This window comes from Micromonospora sp. NPDC048986 (genome assembly GCF_040649335.1).
In the GTDB taxonomy this organism is placed as follows: Bacteria; Actinomycetota; Actinomycetes; order Mycobacteriales; family Micromonosporaceae; genus Micromonospora; species Micromonospora alfalfae.
On the sequence record NZ_JBEZFJ010000016.1, the window covers coordinates 147,535 to 164,601 of the forward strand.

The following is a 17,067-nucleotide window of genomic DNA, read 5'->3' on the forward strand; positions in this document are numbered from 1 at the left end:
GGGAACGCACGGGGCACGTCAGTCCAGGCAGGTGAGCGCGACCTCCGCGTAACGCGTCAGCGCCGCCCGATCCGGGTTGATGGCACCCATCACCCGCAGGCCCTGAAGGCTGGTGACCAGGAAGCCGGCCAGGTCGGTGGCGCTGCGGTCGGTGGTGATCTGACCCCGCAGCTGCGCCTCGGCGAGCAGGTCGTAGAGCGCCAACTCCAGGGACTGGGTGGTCGAGCGAAGCCGCTCGGCGACCCGCACATCCTGGTGCGCCCGTTCCATCGACGCCCCGACGATGAGGCAGGAGAGGTGCCGGCCGTCGCCGGTGATGTCGTCCACGGCACCGACGAACACCTCACGGATGACCGCCCGCGCGTCGTTGCCCGAGCGCAGCAGATCGACCATCGGTGTGGCGTAACGCTGCCGGTACAGGTCGAGCACCGCCAGGTAGAGGCCGTCCTTGCTGCCGAACGCCGCGTAGATCGAGCCGCTGCCCAGGCCGGTCGCCTCGGAGAGGTCGCGCATGGAGGTGCCCTCGTAGCCCTTGCTCCGGAACACGTCCATGGCAGCGTCGACAGCGGCGTCGAGGTCGAACTCGCGGGTGCGGGCCATGGCTGAACGCTATCCGCTATCTGGAACGATCGACAAAGTACCGCCGGTCACAGCCACCTATCCGAGCCGTTTCCGCTGGCCGAGAGCGTGCCGACCCCCGCGTTACGATCCAGATCATGGAGCCTCTCGACGTGGTGCTGGCCGCGCACCGGGCGTATCTGCTCGGTTGGAACATCGGTGTCGCCGGCGGGCCGGACCTGCCGACCTACCGCAGTGACGTGCCGCACGCACCCCTCAACGGCGTGCTGCGGGTGGTCGGGCGCACACCGCAGGACGCGCTCGGCGAGGCCCGCGAGCGCCTGCGCGGCGTACCCCGCATCTGGTGGGTTGGCCCGGACAGCGACGCCGGCACCGCTGACGGTCTGGTCGCCCTCGGAGCGGCGCAGGTCGCCCGCATGCCGATCATGACCGTGGGGATCGGGGCGGTGGCCGAGGTGCCGAATCCGGCCGGTGTGCGGATCGCCGAGACGACCGACCTCGCCACGTTCGTCCCGGCCTATGCCCGGGTGTCCGGAATCCCGGCGCACGGTGTGGCGGCGACGATCGAACGGGAGAAGGCGTTCAGCGGCGACGGCACTGTGCTCCGGCTGGCCGGCCGCCTCGATGACGACCGGGTGGTCGCGACGGCCGTCGCCTGGATCAGCCACGGTCTGGTCACCCTCTACTTCGTCGGCACCCAGCCCGAGCAGCGCCGCAGGGGCATCGGCGCGGCGATGACCAGGGCGGCGCTCGATCTGGCCGCCGAGCGGGGTGCCCGCACCGCCGCCCTCACCTCGTCGGCCGTCGGTGAGTCGGTCTACCGCGGCCTCGGCTTCCGGCCGGTGGGCGAGTTCCGCCTGTTGACCTTCTGAGAGCGAGCGCACGGCCCGGCGAGCCGCGGTGGATCACGGGTGGCCGCCCGCCGGAAACCATTGACTACGGGGTTCGGACAGCGTTGTCTTTTACTGGCGCCTGGGGAGGTACGACAGTGATCGACGATGTGTCCCTCGTGTTCTGCGTGACCGCCGACGTGTCGGTGCGCGAGCGGATGGTGCGGCGCCTGGACGGACTCGGCACCCTGGTGATCTGCACCGACCTCGCGGAGTTGCAGGCGATGATCGGCGGGCCGGTCATCAGCGCTCCGACGCGGCTGCCCACCGCCGCGTCCGCCCCCGCTCCGGGCGCAGCCGTCGGCGTGGCCGGCCAGATCAACCTCGGTGCGCTCACCATCGACCCGCTCGACCATCGGGTGACGTGGCGCGGCGAACCGCTGGCCCTGACCCGGCTGGAGCGCAACCTGCTCACCCAACTCGCCACCGCACCGGTGGGAGTCTGGACGTACCAACGGCTCTTCGAATCGGTCTGGGGCTGCGCGTTCCTCGGCGACACGTCGATCCTGCACTCGGCCGTGAAGCGGTTACGTCGCAAGCTGGACGCCGTCGACGACACCCTGCGCGTGCACACGGTGCGGGGCATCGGCTACCGGCTCAGCGTCGACTGACGACAGTGGCGGCACAAGCGAAACGGCTCGTCACCGGGTCTTGCGGTGACGAGCCGTTCTCGTGGTGGGCGATACTGGGTTTGAACCAGTGACCTCTTCCGTGTCAAGGAAGCGCGCTCCCACTGCGCCAATCGCCCGTGCTTGTTGCCGAGGTGGGGACGGGATTTGAACCCGCGTACACGGCTTTGCAGGCCGTTGCCTCGCCTCTCGGCCACCCCACCGAGGTTGCCCCCGTCATGCGTGGCGGCAGCTCCGAGCGGACGACGGGATTCGAACCCGCGACCCTCACCTTGGCAAGGTGATGCGCTACCAGCTGCGCTACGTCCGCACGCCCCCGGACGTTCCCGGGTGACGGATGAGAACTTTAGCCGAGTAGGTGTTTGACTGCCAACTCGGGGTCGGCTCGGCGCGTCAGGGGTGGCCGGGGCTGGACCGGAGCCACGATCGGCAGGCTTCCTAGGTAGCTGACCTGGTGTCCGGTTCGCGCACCGCCCGTCACCCTCCGACATCACTACGCAATGATCGTCATCATCACGTCGCAGGCCCGGCCATCGACGCCCCCATGCCCCGACAGCGCGCAGCGGACCTCGACGAACGCCCTCCGTGGAACGATCGACGGCACCCGGAAGAAGTGTCCGGCTTCCGACTGTCACCGCGTGGATCGGCGCGCGGTGGTAACTGTTCGTGTTCAGTCGGATGGGCTACGGTAACGGTCGTGACGAGACGTGCGGCCGAGATCCGCCTGGATGCCCTGCTGCGCACCGCCTGCGACGTGATCGTGGAGCGCGGTCTGGCCAACACCCGGACGGCGGACGTGGCGAATGCCGCGGGCGTGAGTCAGGCGTTGGTGTTCTACCACTTCGCCACCAAGGAGCGGCTGCTCGCGCAGGCCTTCGCGTACGCGGTCGAGCAGGATCTGGCCCGCCTGGACGCCGTGACCCGCTCCTCGGCCGCACCGCTGACCAAACTCCGCCGGATCCTCAAGCTCTACACCCCGGCCGGGCGGGCGACCTCCTGGTCCATGTGGATCGACGGCTGGTCCGAGTCGCTGCGTACCCCCGAACTGGAGAAGGTCTCCCGGCGGCTCGACCTGCGCTGGCGACAGGACCTGGCCGCGGTGATCACCGCCGGGGTGGCCGACGGCACCTTCCAGTGCGCCGACGCCGACGGGGCCGCCTGGCGGATCAGCGCGGTGATGGACGGCCTCGCCGTCCAACTCGCCGTGCACGACCGGGTGATCTCCCGCCGCCAGTTCGGCGAGTGGGTCCGGCTGGTCACCTCCCGAGAGCTCGGCCTGGACCCGGCCGACCTGGACTGAGCGGGGCAGCCAGCACCGATCCCCCGCACCGGGCCGGGCAAAACGGACACAGTCCGCCCCGTCGACCGGAACAATCGGCAGCATGGACCTCCTGGAGGCGTACCGCCGAAGCCTGGCCGAGTTCATCGACCGGGTGGATCAGATCGAGCCCGGCCAGTGGTCCGACCCGACACCCTGCTCGGACTGGGACGTCCGCACGCTCGTCAACCACGTGGTGACCGAGGACCGGTGGAGCGTTCCGCTGCTCGCCGGCCGGACCATCGACGAGGTCGGCGACCGGCTCGACGGTGACCAACTCGGCGCCGACCCGATCGCGACGGCCCGGGAGGCCGCCGCGCAGGCCGAGGTCGCCGCCACCCACCCCGGCACCATCGATCGCACAGTGCACCTCTCCGGCGGCGACACCCCGGCCACCGAGTACCTCCAGCAACTCCTCGCCGAGCACCTCGTGCACGGCTGGGACGTGGCGGTGGCGATCGGCGCACAGCCACGGCTCGACCCGGACGCGGTGCACGCCGCCGCCCACTGGTTCGCCGGCCAGATCGACGCCTACCGGCGCAACAATCTGGTCCACACCGGCGTCCAGGTGCCCGACGACGCCGACGAGCAGGACCACCTGCTGGCCGCGTTCGGCCGCGACCCCGACTGGGCGCCGGGCGCCTGACCAGATCTCGATCTGTTGGTGCGACAGCGGCTCGGGACCTTGCCGTGACCTCGGGAGACTGATATCCACAGATGCGCATGCGTCACCGCGCATCTGTGGCCGGCGACACGCCGGCCATCCCGCTCCCACGAGGAGGTCCCGTGCCACAACCGGAGTGGTCACCCCCGATGAGCCGGCGTCGACGCCGGCTCATCGCCATCCTGGCGACGACGGCGACGGTCGCCGCGCTGCTCCCCACCGGCGCGAGCACCGCGGCCCCCACCGGCGGCGCGACGTCCGCCGAGCGCCGGTCCGGGCCGTTCGCCGAGGGACACACGCCCGCCGATGCCGACAACCGCGCCGGTACGGCGGCACCCGACGCCCGCCAACGCGGCCTTGCCCGCGCCGTCGACCCCGACGTCCGGTGGAACCGGCTCGGCACCCCACAGGCGCTCGGCCCCGGCCGCAGCCCGCTGGCCAGCGGGCTGCCCGCCGACCCGGAGGCTGCCGCCCGCGCCTACCTGAGCGCCAACCACGACCTGTTCGGCATGGACGCCGCCACGGTGGCCAGCATGGAACAGGTGCTGGTCCGACCGATCGGCAGCGGCACAGTGGTCACCCTCCGGCAACGCTTCGGCGACCTCCCCGCCGGGCCGGACGGCCTCGTCACCCTCGCGGTCGCCGACGGCGCGGTGCTCTCGGTCAGCTCCTCGCTGGCCCGCAACACCGGCACGCCAGCACCGGCCACCCGCACCGCCGAGCAGGCGTACGCCGCCGCGCTCGCCGACGCCAAACTGACCGCCGACGCGGTGGCCAGCCACACCATCCGGTCGGTGGCGGTGCCCACCCCGCTGGACGGGCCACGGGCCGCCTACGAGGTGACCATGATCGGCGCGGACACCGAGCACCCTGCCGCGTTCACCAGCTACGTGGACGGCGGCACCGGGCAGGTGCTGGTCCGCGAGGACCTCGTCGACTTCGACTCCGACAACCCGAGCTGGGCGGTCTTCCCGGCCACCCCGCCCCGCGACCTCGGCCCCGGGCAGGACCCCCGGGTGCGCTGGTGCGGCGACCCCGCCCCCGGCTGCCAGGCCGCCTTCCGCGACCCGGCCACCGGCCAACCGTGGGACGTCGACGCGGCCACCGGCACACCGACCTTCACCTCGCGCGGCAACTCGGCCAACACCGTGTTGTCCTGGGGTGCCAACACCCCGGTCGTGCCGGCCCCCACCAGCCCGGAACGCCGCTACGAGTACCCCTTCACCGACCAGTGGCACCAGGCCCGGTGCAACCCGGGGGTGTTCACCTCCGCACAGCGCAACGACGCGGACGCGTCGATCGCCAACCTCTTCGCCATGCACAACCGGATGCACGACTGGTCGTACCAGTTGGGCTTCACCGAGTCGGCGTGGAACCTCCAGGCGGTCAACCTCACCCCGTCCGGCCTGGGCGGCGACGCCGAGCAGGGGCGTGCCCAGCAGGGCGCGTTGTCCGGCAACCGCAACAACGCCAACCAGGGCACCCCGCGCGACGGGCTGCCGCCGACCACAAACATGTACCTCTGGCAGCCGCAGGCCGGCGGGCCGTACCCGCCGTGCGTGGACGGCGACTACGACATGACGGTGATCGGTCACGAGTACACCCACGCGATCACCAACCGGATGATCGCCGGCCCGGACAGCGGCATCAGCGGCCACCAGGGCGGGTCGATGGGTGAGTCCTGGGGGGACCTGCTCGCCGCCGAGTACCTCTTCCAACACGGGCTGCGCGCGCCCGGCGAGACGCCCTTCATCACCGGCGGCTACGTCACCGGCAACCTGGTCAGCGGCATCCGCAACTACGACCTGAGCCGCAGCCCGCTCAACTACTCCGACATCGGCTACAACACGGCCGGCCCGGCGGTGCACGCCGACGGCGAGATCTGGGGCGCGACCAACTTCCGGGTCCGCTCCGCCCTGGTGAAGCGGTACGGCCTCGGTACCCCGCAACGACAGCTCGACTGCGCACTGGGGAAGGTCGCGGCGGATCAGTGCCCGGGCAACCGACGCTGGTCGCAGCTCGTCTTCGACTCGTTCCTGCTCCAGGCCGCCAGCCAGGTCAGCATGCTCGACATGCGCGACAACATGCTCACCGCCGACCTGCTCCGCTTCGGCGGCGCGAACCAGGACCTGATCTGGGCCGAGTTCGCGCGCTCCGGGATGGGCCGGGACGCGGCCACCAACGGTGCCGGCGACACCGACCCGACGCCGAGTTTCGCCTCGCCGCGCGGAGGCAACGCGACGCTCACCCTGCGACCGCGCGGGGACAGCGCCGAAGCGCCGATCCGGGTGTACGTGGGGGCGTACGAGGCGCGGGCCGTGCCGGTGGCCGACACCGACCCGACGACGCCGATCCCGGACACCGTGGAGATGGTGGCCGGCACGTACGACCTGCTCGCGGTGGCCCCCGGGTTCGGGCACCAGCGGCTCAACGTGGTGGCCAAGGCCGGTCAGGACGGGTACGTCGACCTGCGGATGAGCCGCAACCTCGCCTCCGCCGCGTCCGGCGCCACAGTCACCGGCGACGGGGTCAACCTGGACCGGGTCGTCGACGACACCGAGGCGACGAACTGGGCGTCGGTGGACGGGGTCGCCGGCCGGCGGATCACCGTGGCGCTGCCGGGCGACGCCCCGCAGACGGTCAAGCGGGTGAACGTCAGCGCGATGCTGCGCCCGGCTATCACCGGCGACGCCGACACCGGCGCCCAGAACGCGCTCAGTGCCCTGCGCTCGTTCGCGGTGTCCGCCTGCAACGCGACGACCACCGACTGCGCGGATCCGACGCGTTGGCAGCGCATCTACACCAGCGCCGGGGACGCGTTCCCCGGCGGGGCGTATCGGGCCTACAGCCGCGACATCAACCTCCGGACGTTCGCGGTGCCCACCACAATCGCCACCCACCTGCGCCTCGAGGTGCTGGCGAGCCAGTGCACCGGCGGCCCGCACTACGCGGGCGAGCAGGACGACGACCCGGCCACCACCACGGACTGCGCGACCGCCAGCCCGGCCCGGAGCCAGGTCAGGATCGCCGAGTTCCAGGCGTTCTCGAAGTGACACAGTGGGGCCGGCGGACATCCGCCGGCCCCACTGCCCTCGATCAGCGGTGCGCTCGACGCCAGGGATCCACGACGGCCGGGCGTTCCCAACGTCGGTCCACCGGGGGGTCGTCGCCCGCGTCGGCGTCCCCGGCCGTGGCCCGGGTCAGGTGCCGCAGCCGCAGCAGCAGCCCCACCCCGAGGAAGAGCAGCAGCCCGCCGAGCAGGAAGGCGACCTGCACCACGCCGAACGCCCCGGACTGCGAGACCGGGCGGTTGGCCGCCGGTGGCGCGGCCTCGGCCGGGTACTCCGCGACCGGCTCCTCGGTCGCCGCGCTCTCGCCCTCGGCCGGCTCGCTCGCGGGTTCGGTGGGCTCCGGTGGGGTCGCCGTCGGCTTCGGCGTACTGGTCGACGTGCCGCGCACCCCCACCACGCTGCGGGTGGCGGTCTGCCGGGCCAGCAGGCGCAGGTTGGCGTCGTACGCCTCGGCCGCGAGGGTGACCCGCCCCTGGGTGACGTCCTCGTCGAAGGCCACCCGGTAGCGGGCCGTGACGGTGCGGCCCGGGCAGAGCGTGCCCGGGTCGAGCTGCCGGTCGGTCAACCGGGCCACGTCACCCTCGGTGCGGATCTCCAGCGGAAAGTCGCCGGTCTCCTCCACCCGGTCCATCTTCACCTGGTCGAGCCGGAGGCCCCCCTGCACGCTGAGCACCATCGACCAGCGCACCTTCGCGCACCTGGCGCGCCGGTCCGTCTGGGAGACCACGGCGGAGATCGTCCGCACCTGCTCACCGGCGGTGAACCGTCCCGGCAGGCCGCTCATCTCGGTGGTGAAGGCCGCCTGTGCCGGGGCGGCCGCCGCCAGCTCCACCCCGCTCAGACAGGCCAGCACCACCCCTGCCCTCAGCGCATACCGCCACACCGTCACCACCGCCGTCCTCCGCTCGGTCGCCTCCACCACGCAACGCTAGAAGCGGGAGACCGCAGCGACCAGACGGGTGTGTTCGCACCGGACGGCAAGGACAGGGTGGGTTTTCACCGACAGTGGTGAACCGGTCACCACTCCCCCGCGACACGCCGGGAGTCGGGACGCTGGGAGAATCACCCCGTGTCCGAGCTCTCCAGCACGTTCGTCCGGCTGCACGCCTCGCTGGCCCCGGTCGCCTTCGTTCCCGAGGTGCGGCTGCACCAGGCTGACGAGCCGATCGGCCTGTGGGAGCTGACCGAGGGCGAGTTCTCCACCGACCGGCCGCCGCCGTTCTGGGCGTTCGCCTGGGCCGGCGGGCAGGCCCTCGCCCGCTACGTGACCGACCACCCGGAGCTGGTCGCCGGCCGGCGGGTGCTCGACCTCGCCTCCGGCTCCGGCCTGGTGGCCATCGCCGCCGCCCGCGCCGGCGCGGCGTCCGTGCGGGCCGTCGAGGTTGACGAGCTGGCGGTGGCGGCCGTCGCGCTCAACGCCGAGGCCAACGGGGTACGCGTCGACGCCGAGTTCGGCGACATCCTCGACGGCGACGCCGGGGATGCCGAGGTGGTGCTCGCCGGAGACGTCTTCTACAGCGAGGCGATGGCCCGCCGGGTCCTGCGGTTCCTGCTGCGCGCCGCCCGGGCCGGCGCGCCGGCGCTGGTCGGTGACCCCGGCCGGGCGTTCCTGCCCCGGGACCGCTTCGACGAGGTGGCCGAATACGACGTGCCGGTGCCGGAGGCACTGGAGAGTGTGCGGGTGAAGCGCACCACCGTCTGGCGACTGCGGGCCGGGCTGCCGGGGGCCTCCGGCTAGCGTGTCCGGGTGCTGTTCCGCAGCTGGGCGCAGGTGGCCGACCCCGCATGGCCGGACGTGGCCCGGGTGCCGGACCACGTCGGCGGCACCCACCTGGTCGTGACCCGGCACGCGCTGGTCCGTCAGGTCCTCGCCGACCCGGTCAGCTACCGGCCGGACAACGCGCTGGACGCGGTGACGCCGATGCCGGTGACCGCGCTGCGGGTGCTCGCCGGGCACCGGTTCCGGCTGCCGCCGACCCTGGCGAACAACTCGGGCGTCAGCCACCCGCAGATCCGGGCGATAGTCGCGCAGGCGCTGCACCCCGCCCGGGTCGCCGCGCAGCGGCAGTGGCTCACCACGCTGGTCCGGGACCGGGTCGCCCGGATCGACGCCGCGCTCGACGCCGGCGCGCCGGTCGACCTGTACGCGGACCTCGCCGCCGACCTGCCGCTGCTGGTGCTGGCCCGGCTGGTCGAGCTGCCGGACGCGCCGGTCGGCGCGGTCAAGGAGTTCGCCCGCGCCGCGCTGGAGCTGTTCTGGGCACCACTGGACCCCGACCGGCAGGTGGCGCTCGCCACCGAGGTAGGCCGGTTCCATCGCGTACTGCGTGACTTCGCGGCCGTCGGGGGCGGTCTGGCCGGGGAGCTACGCGCGGCCGGGCACCCGCCGGACGTGGTGGTCGGCGCGCTCTTCTTCCTGTTGGTCGCCGGGCAGGAGACCACCTCACAGTTCCTCACCCTGCTCCTGCACCGGTTGGCCAACGAGCCCGCCGTCCGGGCCGGCCTGCGCGGCGGCGAGGTCGCGGTGGCCGACGTGGTGGAGGAGGGGTTGCGGCTGGAACCACCGATCGTCACCTGGCGGCGGGTGGCGACGACACAGAGCACGCTGGGCGGCACGCGGGTGCCGGCGGGCAGCAGCCTCGTGCTGTGGCTGGGCCGCGCCGGTCGGGACCCGGCGGTGGTGGAGTCGCCCGACGAGTTCCGTCCGGGCCAGCGTGGATCACGCCGACACCTGGCGTTCGGGGCGGGCGCGCACCGCTGCGTCGGCGACGTGCTGGCCCGGATGGAGGCGGCAGTGGTGGTGGCCGAGGCCGCGCCGCTGCTGGACGGGGTGACGGTGCTCCGTCCGCCCTGGTGCCCGGACAATCTCACCTTCCGGATGCCGGACGCGTTCGTGGTCCGCCGTCTCCCCGAGGCCACCGGGCTGACCGGATCCTGACATCCGCTCGGTATGTTTCCGGGCGTGTCAGCCATCCCCACCCGTCGGATCCCTGCCGTCGTAACGCTTCTGGCAGTGCTGGCGTTGACTGCCTGCACAGTCGGTCCCAGCCACTCGGCGCACGCTCGGCAGGCCACAGCGCTTGAGCCGACTCCGTCCGCGCCGGTGCCGACCCCCTCGGCCTCGCCGTCGCCGACAGCGCAACCCGCGTTCAAGAGCCTGGCCTGGTACGTGTCCCAGGTGCCGACGTTCCCCGAGGCGCCACAGCCGCAACCGGTGGCGCTGCCCACCACCGGTTCGGCCGCGTTCTGGCACCGCCTGCCGACCGACCAGAAGGTCGCCTTCATCACCATCGACGACGGCGGGCTGGCCCGCCCGCCGGGGGTGATCGACTTCATCTGGGAGGCGCGCATCCCGGTGACGATGTTCCTCAACTCTCCGGCGGCGACGGAGCACACCGACTACTTCCGGCAGATCGAGGCGGTGGGTGGGGTCGTGGAGAACCACACCATCAGGCACAACTCGCTGGCCGGCCGGTCGTACGACTACCAGAAGCAGGAGATCTGCGGCGCCGCCGACAAGCTGGAAGGGCTGTTCGGCAAGCGGCCCACACTGTTCCGGCCACCGTTCGGCGAGCATGACAGCACCACGCTGAAGGCCGCGCACGACTGCGGCGCGAAGGCGGTCTTCCACTGGACCGAGACCGTCCACGAGGGGAAGGTGCGCTACCAGACACCGGAGAAGGTGGTCCAACCCGGTGACGTGCTGCTGATGCACTTCCGACCGGCGCTGATGGACGACCTGCTCGCGGCGTTGAAGGCGATCCACCGGGCCGGGCTCACCCCGGCACTGCTGGAGCAGTACGTACGGTGATCAGACCGCCACCCACCTGACGAAAGTCAGGGGCCTGTGGTGCCGTTCGGGCGCGGTGCGGCGGCAGGCCGCCCGCCTAGCGTCAGCGCATGATCACATTACGTGGGTTGACGAAACGGTTCGGGTCGACAGTCGCTGTCGACGCGTTGACAGTCGACATCGCGCCCGGCCGGGTCACCGGCTTTCTCGGCCCCAACGGCGCCGGCAAGTCCACCACCATGCGGATGATCCTCGGGCTGGACCGTCCCACCGCCGGGCAGGCCCTGGTGGGCGGGCGCGCGTACCGGGAGTTGCGCCGGCCGCTGCACGAGGTGGGCGCGCTGCTCGACGCCCGGGCCATCCACCCGGCCCGGTCCGGGCGGGCGCACCTGCGGGCCATGGCGCACAGCAACGGCATCCCGACCCGCCGGGTCGACGAGGTGCTGGACACCGTCGGGCTGGACGGGCGGGCCGCCGGCAAGCCGGGGCGGACGCTCTCGCTCGGCATGGGCCAACGGCTCGGCATCGCCGGCGCGCTGCTCGGCGACCCGTCGGTGCTGATGTTCGACGAGCCGGTGAACGGACTCGACCCGGACGGGGTGCGCTGGGTGCGGCAGTTGATGCGCTCGCTCGCCGACGAGGGGCGGACGATCTTCGTCTCCAGTCACCTGATGAGCGAGATGCAGCTCACCGCCGACCAGCTCGTGGTGATCGGCCGGGGGCGGCTGCTCGCCGACGAACCGATCGGCGAGGTGATCGCCCGCAGCACTGTCGCGGTCCGGGTCCGCAGCCCGCACCCGGACGGGCTGGCCGCGCTCGCCGCGCGCCTCACGGCCGCCGGGGCGAGCGTCGAGGCCGCCGACCGGAACGAGCTGACCGTCACCGGCGCCACCGCCGACCAGGTCGGCGACCTGGCCCACGAACTGGGGGTACGACTGCACGAGCTGAGCGCGCACGCCGCGTCGCTGGAGCAGGCGTTCATGGAGCTGACCGCCGACAGCGTCGAGTACGCCGGTGGTCCGACCGGAGGTGGGGCGCGATGAGCACCAGCACCCGTCACGGCGCCGTGGCCGCCGAGTGGACCAAGCTCTCCTCGGTGCGGAGCACCTGGTGGACGGCGCTGGCCGGGCTGCTGGTGATGGCCGCCAGCGCCGGTCAACTGGCCATCTACGCCGCCAACGACAACACCAACGACGACCCGACCGACGACAGGGGGATCGTCACCGTCGGCAGCGTGCTGATCGACTCGGTCGAGATGACCCAGTACGTGGTGCTGGCGCTGGGCCTGCTCGCGATCACCGCCGAGTTCACCAGCGGCACCATCCGCACGACGCTGCAGTGCACCCCGTCCCGCGGTCGTGTGCTGCTGGCCAAGGCCGCGGTCGCCGGTGCGGTCACCTTCGCGCTCGGTCTGCTGCTCGGCGGCGTCGGCGCCCTGGTGGCCCGGCCGGTGCTCGGCGAATGGGGCCGCGCACCGGCCGCCGACACGATCGGCGACATCGTGGCGGTGGCGACCTACCTGGCGCTGATCGGCGTGCTCGCGCTGGGCCTCGGCGCCGCGCTCCGCAGTGCGGTGCTCACACTCACCGTCCTCCTCGCCACCCTGATGATCGTGCCGCTGTCGCTCCAGGAGCCGAACATCGACGTGCTGAACCGGATCGCGGACGGGTTCCCCGGCGTGGCCGGCGGGCACTTCCTGGCCGGCGACACCGAGCCGTACCCGCCGGTGGTCGGGCTGCTGCTGCTCGCCGGGTGGGCCGCCGCCGCGCTGCTGCTGGGCCGGGCCGCACTGCGCCGCCGCGACGCGTAGGGGATGTCGGCTGGGCGGGGGCTGTCCGGCCCCCGCTCAGCCGTCGACCAGACCCGCCTCGTACGCGAGGATCGCCGCCTGCACCCGGTTGCGTACGTCCAGCCGGGTGAAGATGCTGGTCAGGTAGCTCTTCACGGTGCCCTCCACGAGGTGCAGCCGGCGAGCGATCTCGGCGTTGGAGAGACCCGCCCCGACCAGGGCCAGCACCTCCCGTTCCCGCTCGGTCAGCCCGGCCGCGCGCTCCCGGGCGGCGGGTCGACGGGCCAACCGGTCGGCCCCCAGCTCGATCACCCGGCGGGCCACCCTCGGCGACAGGTACGCCCCACCGTCGGCGACGGCGTGCACACCGGCGATCAGCTCACGCGGGTCGCCGGCCTTGAGCAGGAACCCGCTGGCACCGTGCCCGAGCGCCCGGGCCACGTGGTCGTCCTCGCCGAACGTGGTCAGCATGATGGTCGCGGTCTCCGGCACGACCCGGCGGATCTCGGCGGCGGCGGCCAACCCGTCCAGCCGCGGCATCCGAATGTCCAGCAGCGCCACCCGGGGTCGGTGAGCCCGGACCAGTTCCACCGCCGCGTGCCCGTCGCCGGCCTCGGCGACCACCTCGATGCCGGGGTCGCTGGCGAGGATGGCCCGGACGCCGGCCCGGATCATCGCCTCGTCGTCGGCCAGCACCACCCGGATCGGCGGTGTCCCCGTCGCGTCGGTGTCCACTAGGCGATCCGCTCCTTGCTGACCAGCCGGCCATCGGTGAAACAGAGCCGCCAGGTCGGCGCGGCGAGGGGAAAGTTACCGTCGGTGTAGTACTCGCAGCCGGCCAGGTCGACCGCCGTTGGACGTTCCAACTGCCGCCGGGGCAGCCCGACCAGCTCCGACCGGGCCGCGCCGACACGCAACTGGTCGAAGGTGGCCCGGTCCAGCACCGTCCCGGCGGTCGCCACCGGGTAGTAGACGAACGAGAGCACCAGGGCGAACCCGACCGGGGCGACGAGCGCCACCAGCAGGCTGCGCCGAACCCGCCGGCGGGCGTCGTGCAGCCGCCGCTCGGCGTCCACCGGCCGCTCCGCCGGCCCCTGTCGCTCGTCGGACCAGGACGCAGGCCCGCCCTCGGCCACCGACCCGATCGTCTCCGGTGACGCCGCGGTGGCCGGCAACACCGCCCGTAGCGCGAACCCGCCGTCGGCCCGGTGGCCGGCGTCGAGCGTCCCGCCGGCGAGGCGGACCCGCTCGGCGAGAGCGAGCAGCCCACTGCCCTGCGACGGTGGGGCGGGCAGCGGTCCGGCCGGCGGAGCGTCGTTGACGACTGTCACCTCGACCCGGTCACCGTCGCGGGTGAGGCGCACGTCGACCGGGGCGCCGGGCGCGTACCGGGCCGCGTTGGTCAGCGCCTCCCGGACGATCCGGTGCGCCGCGTGACCGGTCATCGCCGGTAGGTTCGCGACTGCCGGTGCGGCGTCCAGCCGTACCGCCATTCCGGCCTCCCGGGCACCGTCGACCAGGTCGGCCACTGTCTCCCCGCTCGGACGCAGCGACGCGCCAGCCTCCTCGCGGAGCACCCCGATGATCTCGTGCAGTCGCTCGGTGGCGGCGGAGACGCTGGCCCGCAACTCCCCCGCCGCGGCCCGGTGCCGGTCGTCCAGGTCGGCGGCGACCTCCAGGGCGGCGGCGCGCAACGCGATCAGGCTCAGGTCGTGACCGAGCGAGTCGTGCATCTCCCCGGCGATCCGGGCCCGCTCACGCAGCCGGATCCGCTCGGCTTCACCCCGCTGCTCGCGGGTCAACGCGTCGACGTGCCGGCGACCGGCGTCGGTCAACTCCTGCTGCTGGCGGCGGTAGCGGCCGACCAACCAGGGGAACACGGCGGCGAAGAGCAACACTGAGGCGAGCAGGAACCAGGTGGCCGCGCCAGCGCCGAGCAGCCCCAGGTTGAGCGCCGTGCCACCGGCCGTGATCAGCACGAAGACCATGATCGCCGGACCCACTGTGACGCTGCGCCGCCCGGCGAGATAGCTGAAGACCGGAATGGCGAACACGAAGTTGCCATCAACCAACGACCCGAGCACCGCCAGCACCGGGGCGACCAACGGCTGACGCCGACTCGCCACCACCGCCACACCGAGCAGCAGCAGCTTGCCGACCAGCAGCGGCAACGTGTACCGCGTATAGGGCGGGCTGGCCTCGGCGTAGCCGACCGGGGCGGCCACCACCGCCCAGAGCAGCACGTCCAGCAGCAGGCGACGCCGCCGGGTCAGCCAACCCGGCGGCGGGTAGTCGAGGATCCGCACGGCGGTCAGGCTACCCACGCCCGACCTGCGCGGACACCGACGAAAGTCAGGTGTTCAGCCGCTCTCCTCGGCCCAGACCCGCCAGTCGTCCAGCACGCCGTGCAGGGCCGGGGTGAGCCAACCCGGCGCGGACCGCCGGAACACACCCGGGTCCATCGCGCCCGCGCCGTCGGGCAGCGCGCCGAGCAGGTTCGGCACCAGATCGGTGAGGTTCGTCCAGTGCACCAACTCCGGCCGGGCCGGCCAGGCGCCGATCACCACACCGGCCGGCACCGCCCTCCGGTCCAGCGCCTCCAGGGTCAACGCGGTGTGGTTGAGGGTGCCCAGCCCGGCGCGGGCGACCACCACAGCGGGCGCGCCGAGCGACACCGCCAGGTCGGCCATCGTCCACGGCTCCCCCGACGGCCGCAGCCCCATCGGAACCAGCAACCCGCCCGCGCCCTCGATCAGCACGAGGTCGTGCTTGTCGGCCTCCGCGCGGACGGCGTCCACCGCCGCGTACAACTCCAGCGGCGGCAGGTCGGCCACCCGCGCGGCGGCCAACGGGGCGAGCGGATCCGGGTAGCTGGCAAGGGTCCGGCCGGTCAGCGGCGCAGCCAGCCGGTTCACCGCGTCCACGTCGCCGGGCTCACCGCCGGCCGTACCGGTCTGACCCGGTTTGACCACCGCCACCCGCAGCCCGGCGGCCTGCGCGGCGGCCGCGATCGCCGCTGTCACCACCGTCTTGCCGACCTCGGTGTCCGTCCCGGTAACCAGCACCGACCCCGCCCACCCGGTCACGGGGCAGTCTCGATTCGCGACTGCGGGGCTCGCCGACCCGACTCGCTCCGCGCGCTCACGGCGCGGTGTCCACGATGACGTCCAGCGCCCGCTCGAACGCCGTCCGGGGCACCCCCGCGCTCACCGTCAGGCGCAGGCGGGAGCGGCTGTCCGGGGTGGATGGTGGCCGGAAACAGCCCACCGCGACGCCCCGGTCCCGGCAGTCCGCCGCCCACGCGGTCGCCGCCTCCGGCCCCGGGGCCGTCACCGAGATCACCGCCGCGTCCGGGGCGGAGACGGTCAGCCCGGCCGACCGCAGTCGACCGACCGCCAGTCCCACCCGGTCGGAGAGTTCGGCGCGCAGGTCGTCGCCGACCTGGGCGAGCCGCAGCGCGGCGTGCACACCGGCGGCGACCGCCGGCGGCAGTGCCGTGTCGAAGATGAACGTGCGCCCGGTCTCGACCAGGTGCCTGACGAACTCGGCCGGGCCGGCGACAACGCCACCCGCGCCACCGAGCGCCTTGGACAGGGTGGCGGTGACCACCACGTCCGGCTCGCCGGCCAGCCCGGTGGCCGCCACCGCGCCCGCGCCGGCCGGGCCGGTCAGCCCCAGCGCGTGCGCGTCGTCGACCAGCAGCAGCGCGCCGTGACGGCGGGCCACGGCGTGCAGCCGAGCCAGCGGGGCGAGATCACCGTCGACCGAGAAGACCGACTCCGTCACCACCACCGCCGGGCGGCCGGGAGCGGCAGCGAGCGCGGCGGCTACCGCATCGACGTCGGCGTGCGGGGTGACCACCGTCTCCGCACCGGAGATGCGGCAGCCGTCGATCAGCGACGCGTGGTTGTGCGCGTCGGAGACGAGCAGCGTCCGAGGTTGGACGAGCGCCCGCAACGCGCCGAGGTTGGCCAGGTAGCCGGAGGAGAAGACCAGGGCGCCGTCGGTGCCCAGCCAGCGGGCCAGGTCCTCCTCCAGCGCCCGGTGCGCGTCGGTGGAGCCCCGGACCAGTCGCGACCCGGTAGCCCCCAGCCCGTACGCCGACAGGGCCGCCGTGGCCGCGGCGACGACGTCCGGGTGGGTGGCCAGGCCGAGGTAGTCGTTGCCGGCCAGATCGGTCATCCGGTCGTCGGCCGGACGCGAATGCAGTCGCCTGGTGAGCCCGGCCTTCGCCCGCAGCTCCGCGCGGCGGTCGAGCGCCGCCAGCCAGTCCGCCACCGTCACCCTCCCCCGCTGTGCGTGCCGGTCAGCCCGACACCCGCCGGCCGAAATTACCA

Annotated in this window: 15 protein-coding genes, 3 tRNA genes and 1 pseudogene; 10 read left to right on the plus strand and 9 right to left on the minus strand. The window is 73.1% G+C overall.

Features of this window, described 5'->3' with window-relative positions:
* Positions 1–18: 18 nt before the first annotated feature.
* Entirely contained in the window at positions 19–600 is a 582-nt protein-coding gene (locus tag AB0B94_RS28170) for a helix-turn-helix domain-containing protein (protein ID WP_357287023.1), read from the minus strand.
* A gap of 116 nt (positions 601–716) precedes the next feature.
* Between AB0B94_RS28170 and AB0B94_RS28175 the strand changes: the two genes are divergently transcribed.
* Positions 717–1,451: a GNAT family N-acetyltransferase gene (locus tag AB0B94_RS28175; protein ID WP_357287028.1), complete on the plus strand. Its 735-nt coding sequence runs from the start codon at positions 717–719 to the stop codon at positions 1,449–1,451.
* Between the two features lie 158 nt (positions 1,452–1,609).
* Positions 1,610–2,129, plus strand: a pseudogene (locus AB0B94_RS28180) (winged helix-turn-helix domain-containing protein).
* A gap of 13 nt (positions 2,130–2,142) precedes the next feature.
* Here AB0B94_RS28180 and AB0B94_RS28185 read toward each other — a convergent pair.
* From AB0B94_RS28185 to AB0B94_RS28195, 3 genes are all read right to left on the minus strand, one after another.
* Positions 2,143–2,217, minus strand: a tRNA-Val gene (locus AB0B94_RS28185).
* A gap of 13 nt (positions 2,218–2,230) precedes the next feature.
* Positions 2,231–2,301: transfer RNA gene (locus AB0B94_RS28190), tRNA-Cys, on the minus strand.
* 34 nt (positions 2,302–2,335) lie between these two features.
* Positions 2,336–2,408 (minus strand) — tRNA-Gly (locus tag AB0B94_RS28195).
* Positions 2,409–2,795: 387 nt separating this feature from the next.
* Here AB0B94_RS28195 and AB0B94_RS28200 point away from each other — a divergent pair.
* The 3 genes from AB0B94_RS28200 to AB0B94_RS28210 all read left to right on the plus strand — a co-directional run bounded on the left by AB0B94_RS28200 (position 2,796) and on the right by AB0B94_RS28210 (position 7,133).
* Entirely contained in the window at positions 2,796–3,398 is a 603-nt protein-coding gene (locus tag AB0B94_RS28200; protein WP_357182490.1) for a TetR/AcrR family transcriptional regulator, read from the plus strand.
* 82 nt (positions 3,399–3,480) lie between these two features.
* Positions 3,481–4,062: a TIGR03086 family metal-binding protein gene (locus tag AB0B94_RS28205; RefSeq protein ID WP_357287033.1), complete on the plus strand. Its 582-nt coding sequence runs from the start codon at positions 3,481–3,483 to the stop codon at positions 4,060–4,062.
* Between the two features lie 140 nt (positions 4,063–4,202).
* Positions 4,203–7,133 carry a M36 family metallopeptidase gene (locus AB0B94_RS28210; protein WP_357287037.1) on the plus strand — a complete coding sequence of 977 codons (2,931 nt, stop codon included), beginning with the start codon at positions 4,203–4,205 and terminating at the stop codon, positions 7,131–7,133.
* 43 nt (positions 7,134–7,176) lie between these two features.
* Here the strand turns inward: AB0B94_RS28210 and AB0B94_RS28215 are convergent, their stop codons facing one another.
* The gene (locus AB0B94_RS28215) at positions 7,177–8,070 is read right to left on the minus strand and encodes a hypothetical protein (protein ID WP_357287040.1); all 894 of its coding nucleotides are present in this window, start codon (positions 8,068–8,070) and stop codon (positions 7,177–7,179) included.
* Positions 8,071–8,220: 150 nt separating this feature from the next.
* On the opposite strand from AB0B94_RS28215, the gene AB0B94_RS28220 reads away from it, so the two are divergent.
* From AB0B94_RS28220 to AB0B94_RS28240, 5 genes are all read left to right on the plus strand, one after another.
* The gene (locus AB0B94_RS28220; RefSeq protein WP_357287043.1) at positions 8,221–8,889 is read left to right on the plus strand and encodes a 50S ribosomal protein L11 methyltransferase; all 669 of its coding nucleotides are present in this window, start codon (positions 8,221–8,223) and stop codon (positions 8,887–8,889) included.
* Between the two features lie 9 nt (positions 8,890–8,898).
* Positions 8,899–10,089 (plus strand): cytochrome P450, encoded by a 1,191-nt coding sequence (locus tag AB0B94_RS28225; protein ID WP_357287048.1) that lies wholly within the window; start codon positions 8,899–8,901, stop codon positions 10,087–10,089.
* 24 nt (positions 10,090–10,113) lie between these two features.
* Positions 10,114–10,962, plus strand: coding sequence for a polysaccharide deacetylase family protein (locus tag AB0B94_RS28230; protein WP_357287053.1), 849 nt, complete (start codon positions 10,114–10,116; stop codon positions 10,960–10,962).
* An 89-nt stretch (positions 10,963–11,051) separates the two neighbouring features.
* Positions 11,052–11,984 (plus strand): ATP-binding cassette domain-containing protein, encoded by a 933-nt coding sequence (locus AB0B94_RS28235; protein ID WP_357287056.1) that lies wholly within the window; start codon positions 11,052–11,054, stop codon positions 11,982–11,984.
* The gene (locus AB0B94_RS28240) at positions 11,981–12,751 is read left to right on the plus strand and encodes an ABC transporter permease subunit (RefSeq protein ID WP_357287059.1); all 771 of its coding nucleotides are present in this window, start codon (positions 11,981–11,983) and stop codon (positions 12,749–12,751) included. Before AB0B94_RS28235 ends, AB0B94_RS28240 begins: the two co-directional genes overlap by 4 nt.
* A 36-nt stretch (positions 12,752–12,787) precedes the next feature.
* Here AB0B94_RS28240 and AB0B94_RS28245 read toward each other — a convergent pair whose 3' ends face one another.
* From AB0B94_RS28245 to AB0B94_RS28260, 4 genes are all read right to left on the minus strand, one after another.
* Complete coding sequence (locus AB0B94_RS28245; protein ID WP_357287063.1) at positions 12,788–13,465, minus strand: response regulator transcription factor; 678 nt, start codon at positions 13,463–13,465, stop codon at positions 12,788–12,790.
* Positions 13,465–15,036: a histidine kinase gene (locus tag AB0B94_RS28250; protein WP_357287067.1), complete on the minus strand. Its 1,572-nt coding sequence runs from the start codon at positions 15,034–15,036 to the stop codon at positions 13,465–13,467. The genes AB0B94_RS28245 and AB0B94_RS28250 overlap by 1 nt, the downstream gene beginning before the upstream one ends.
* 54 nt (positions 15,037–15,090) lie before the next feature.
* On the minus strand, positions 15,091–15,795 hold the full coding sequence (bioD, locus tag AB0B94_RS28255) for a dethiobiotin synthase (protein WP_238678930.1): 705 nt from the start codon (positions 15,793–15,795) through the stop codon (positions 15,091–15,093).
* Between the two features lie 76 nt (positions 15,796–15,871).
* Positions 15,872–17,008, minus strand: coding sequence for an 8-amino-7-oxononanoate synthase (locus AB0B94_RS28260; RefSeq protein WP_357287072.1), 1,137 nt, complete (start codon positions 17,006–17,008; stop codon positions 15,872–15,874).
* Between the last annotated feature and the right edge of the window lie 59 nt (positions 17,009–17,067).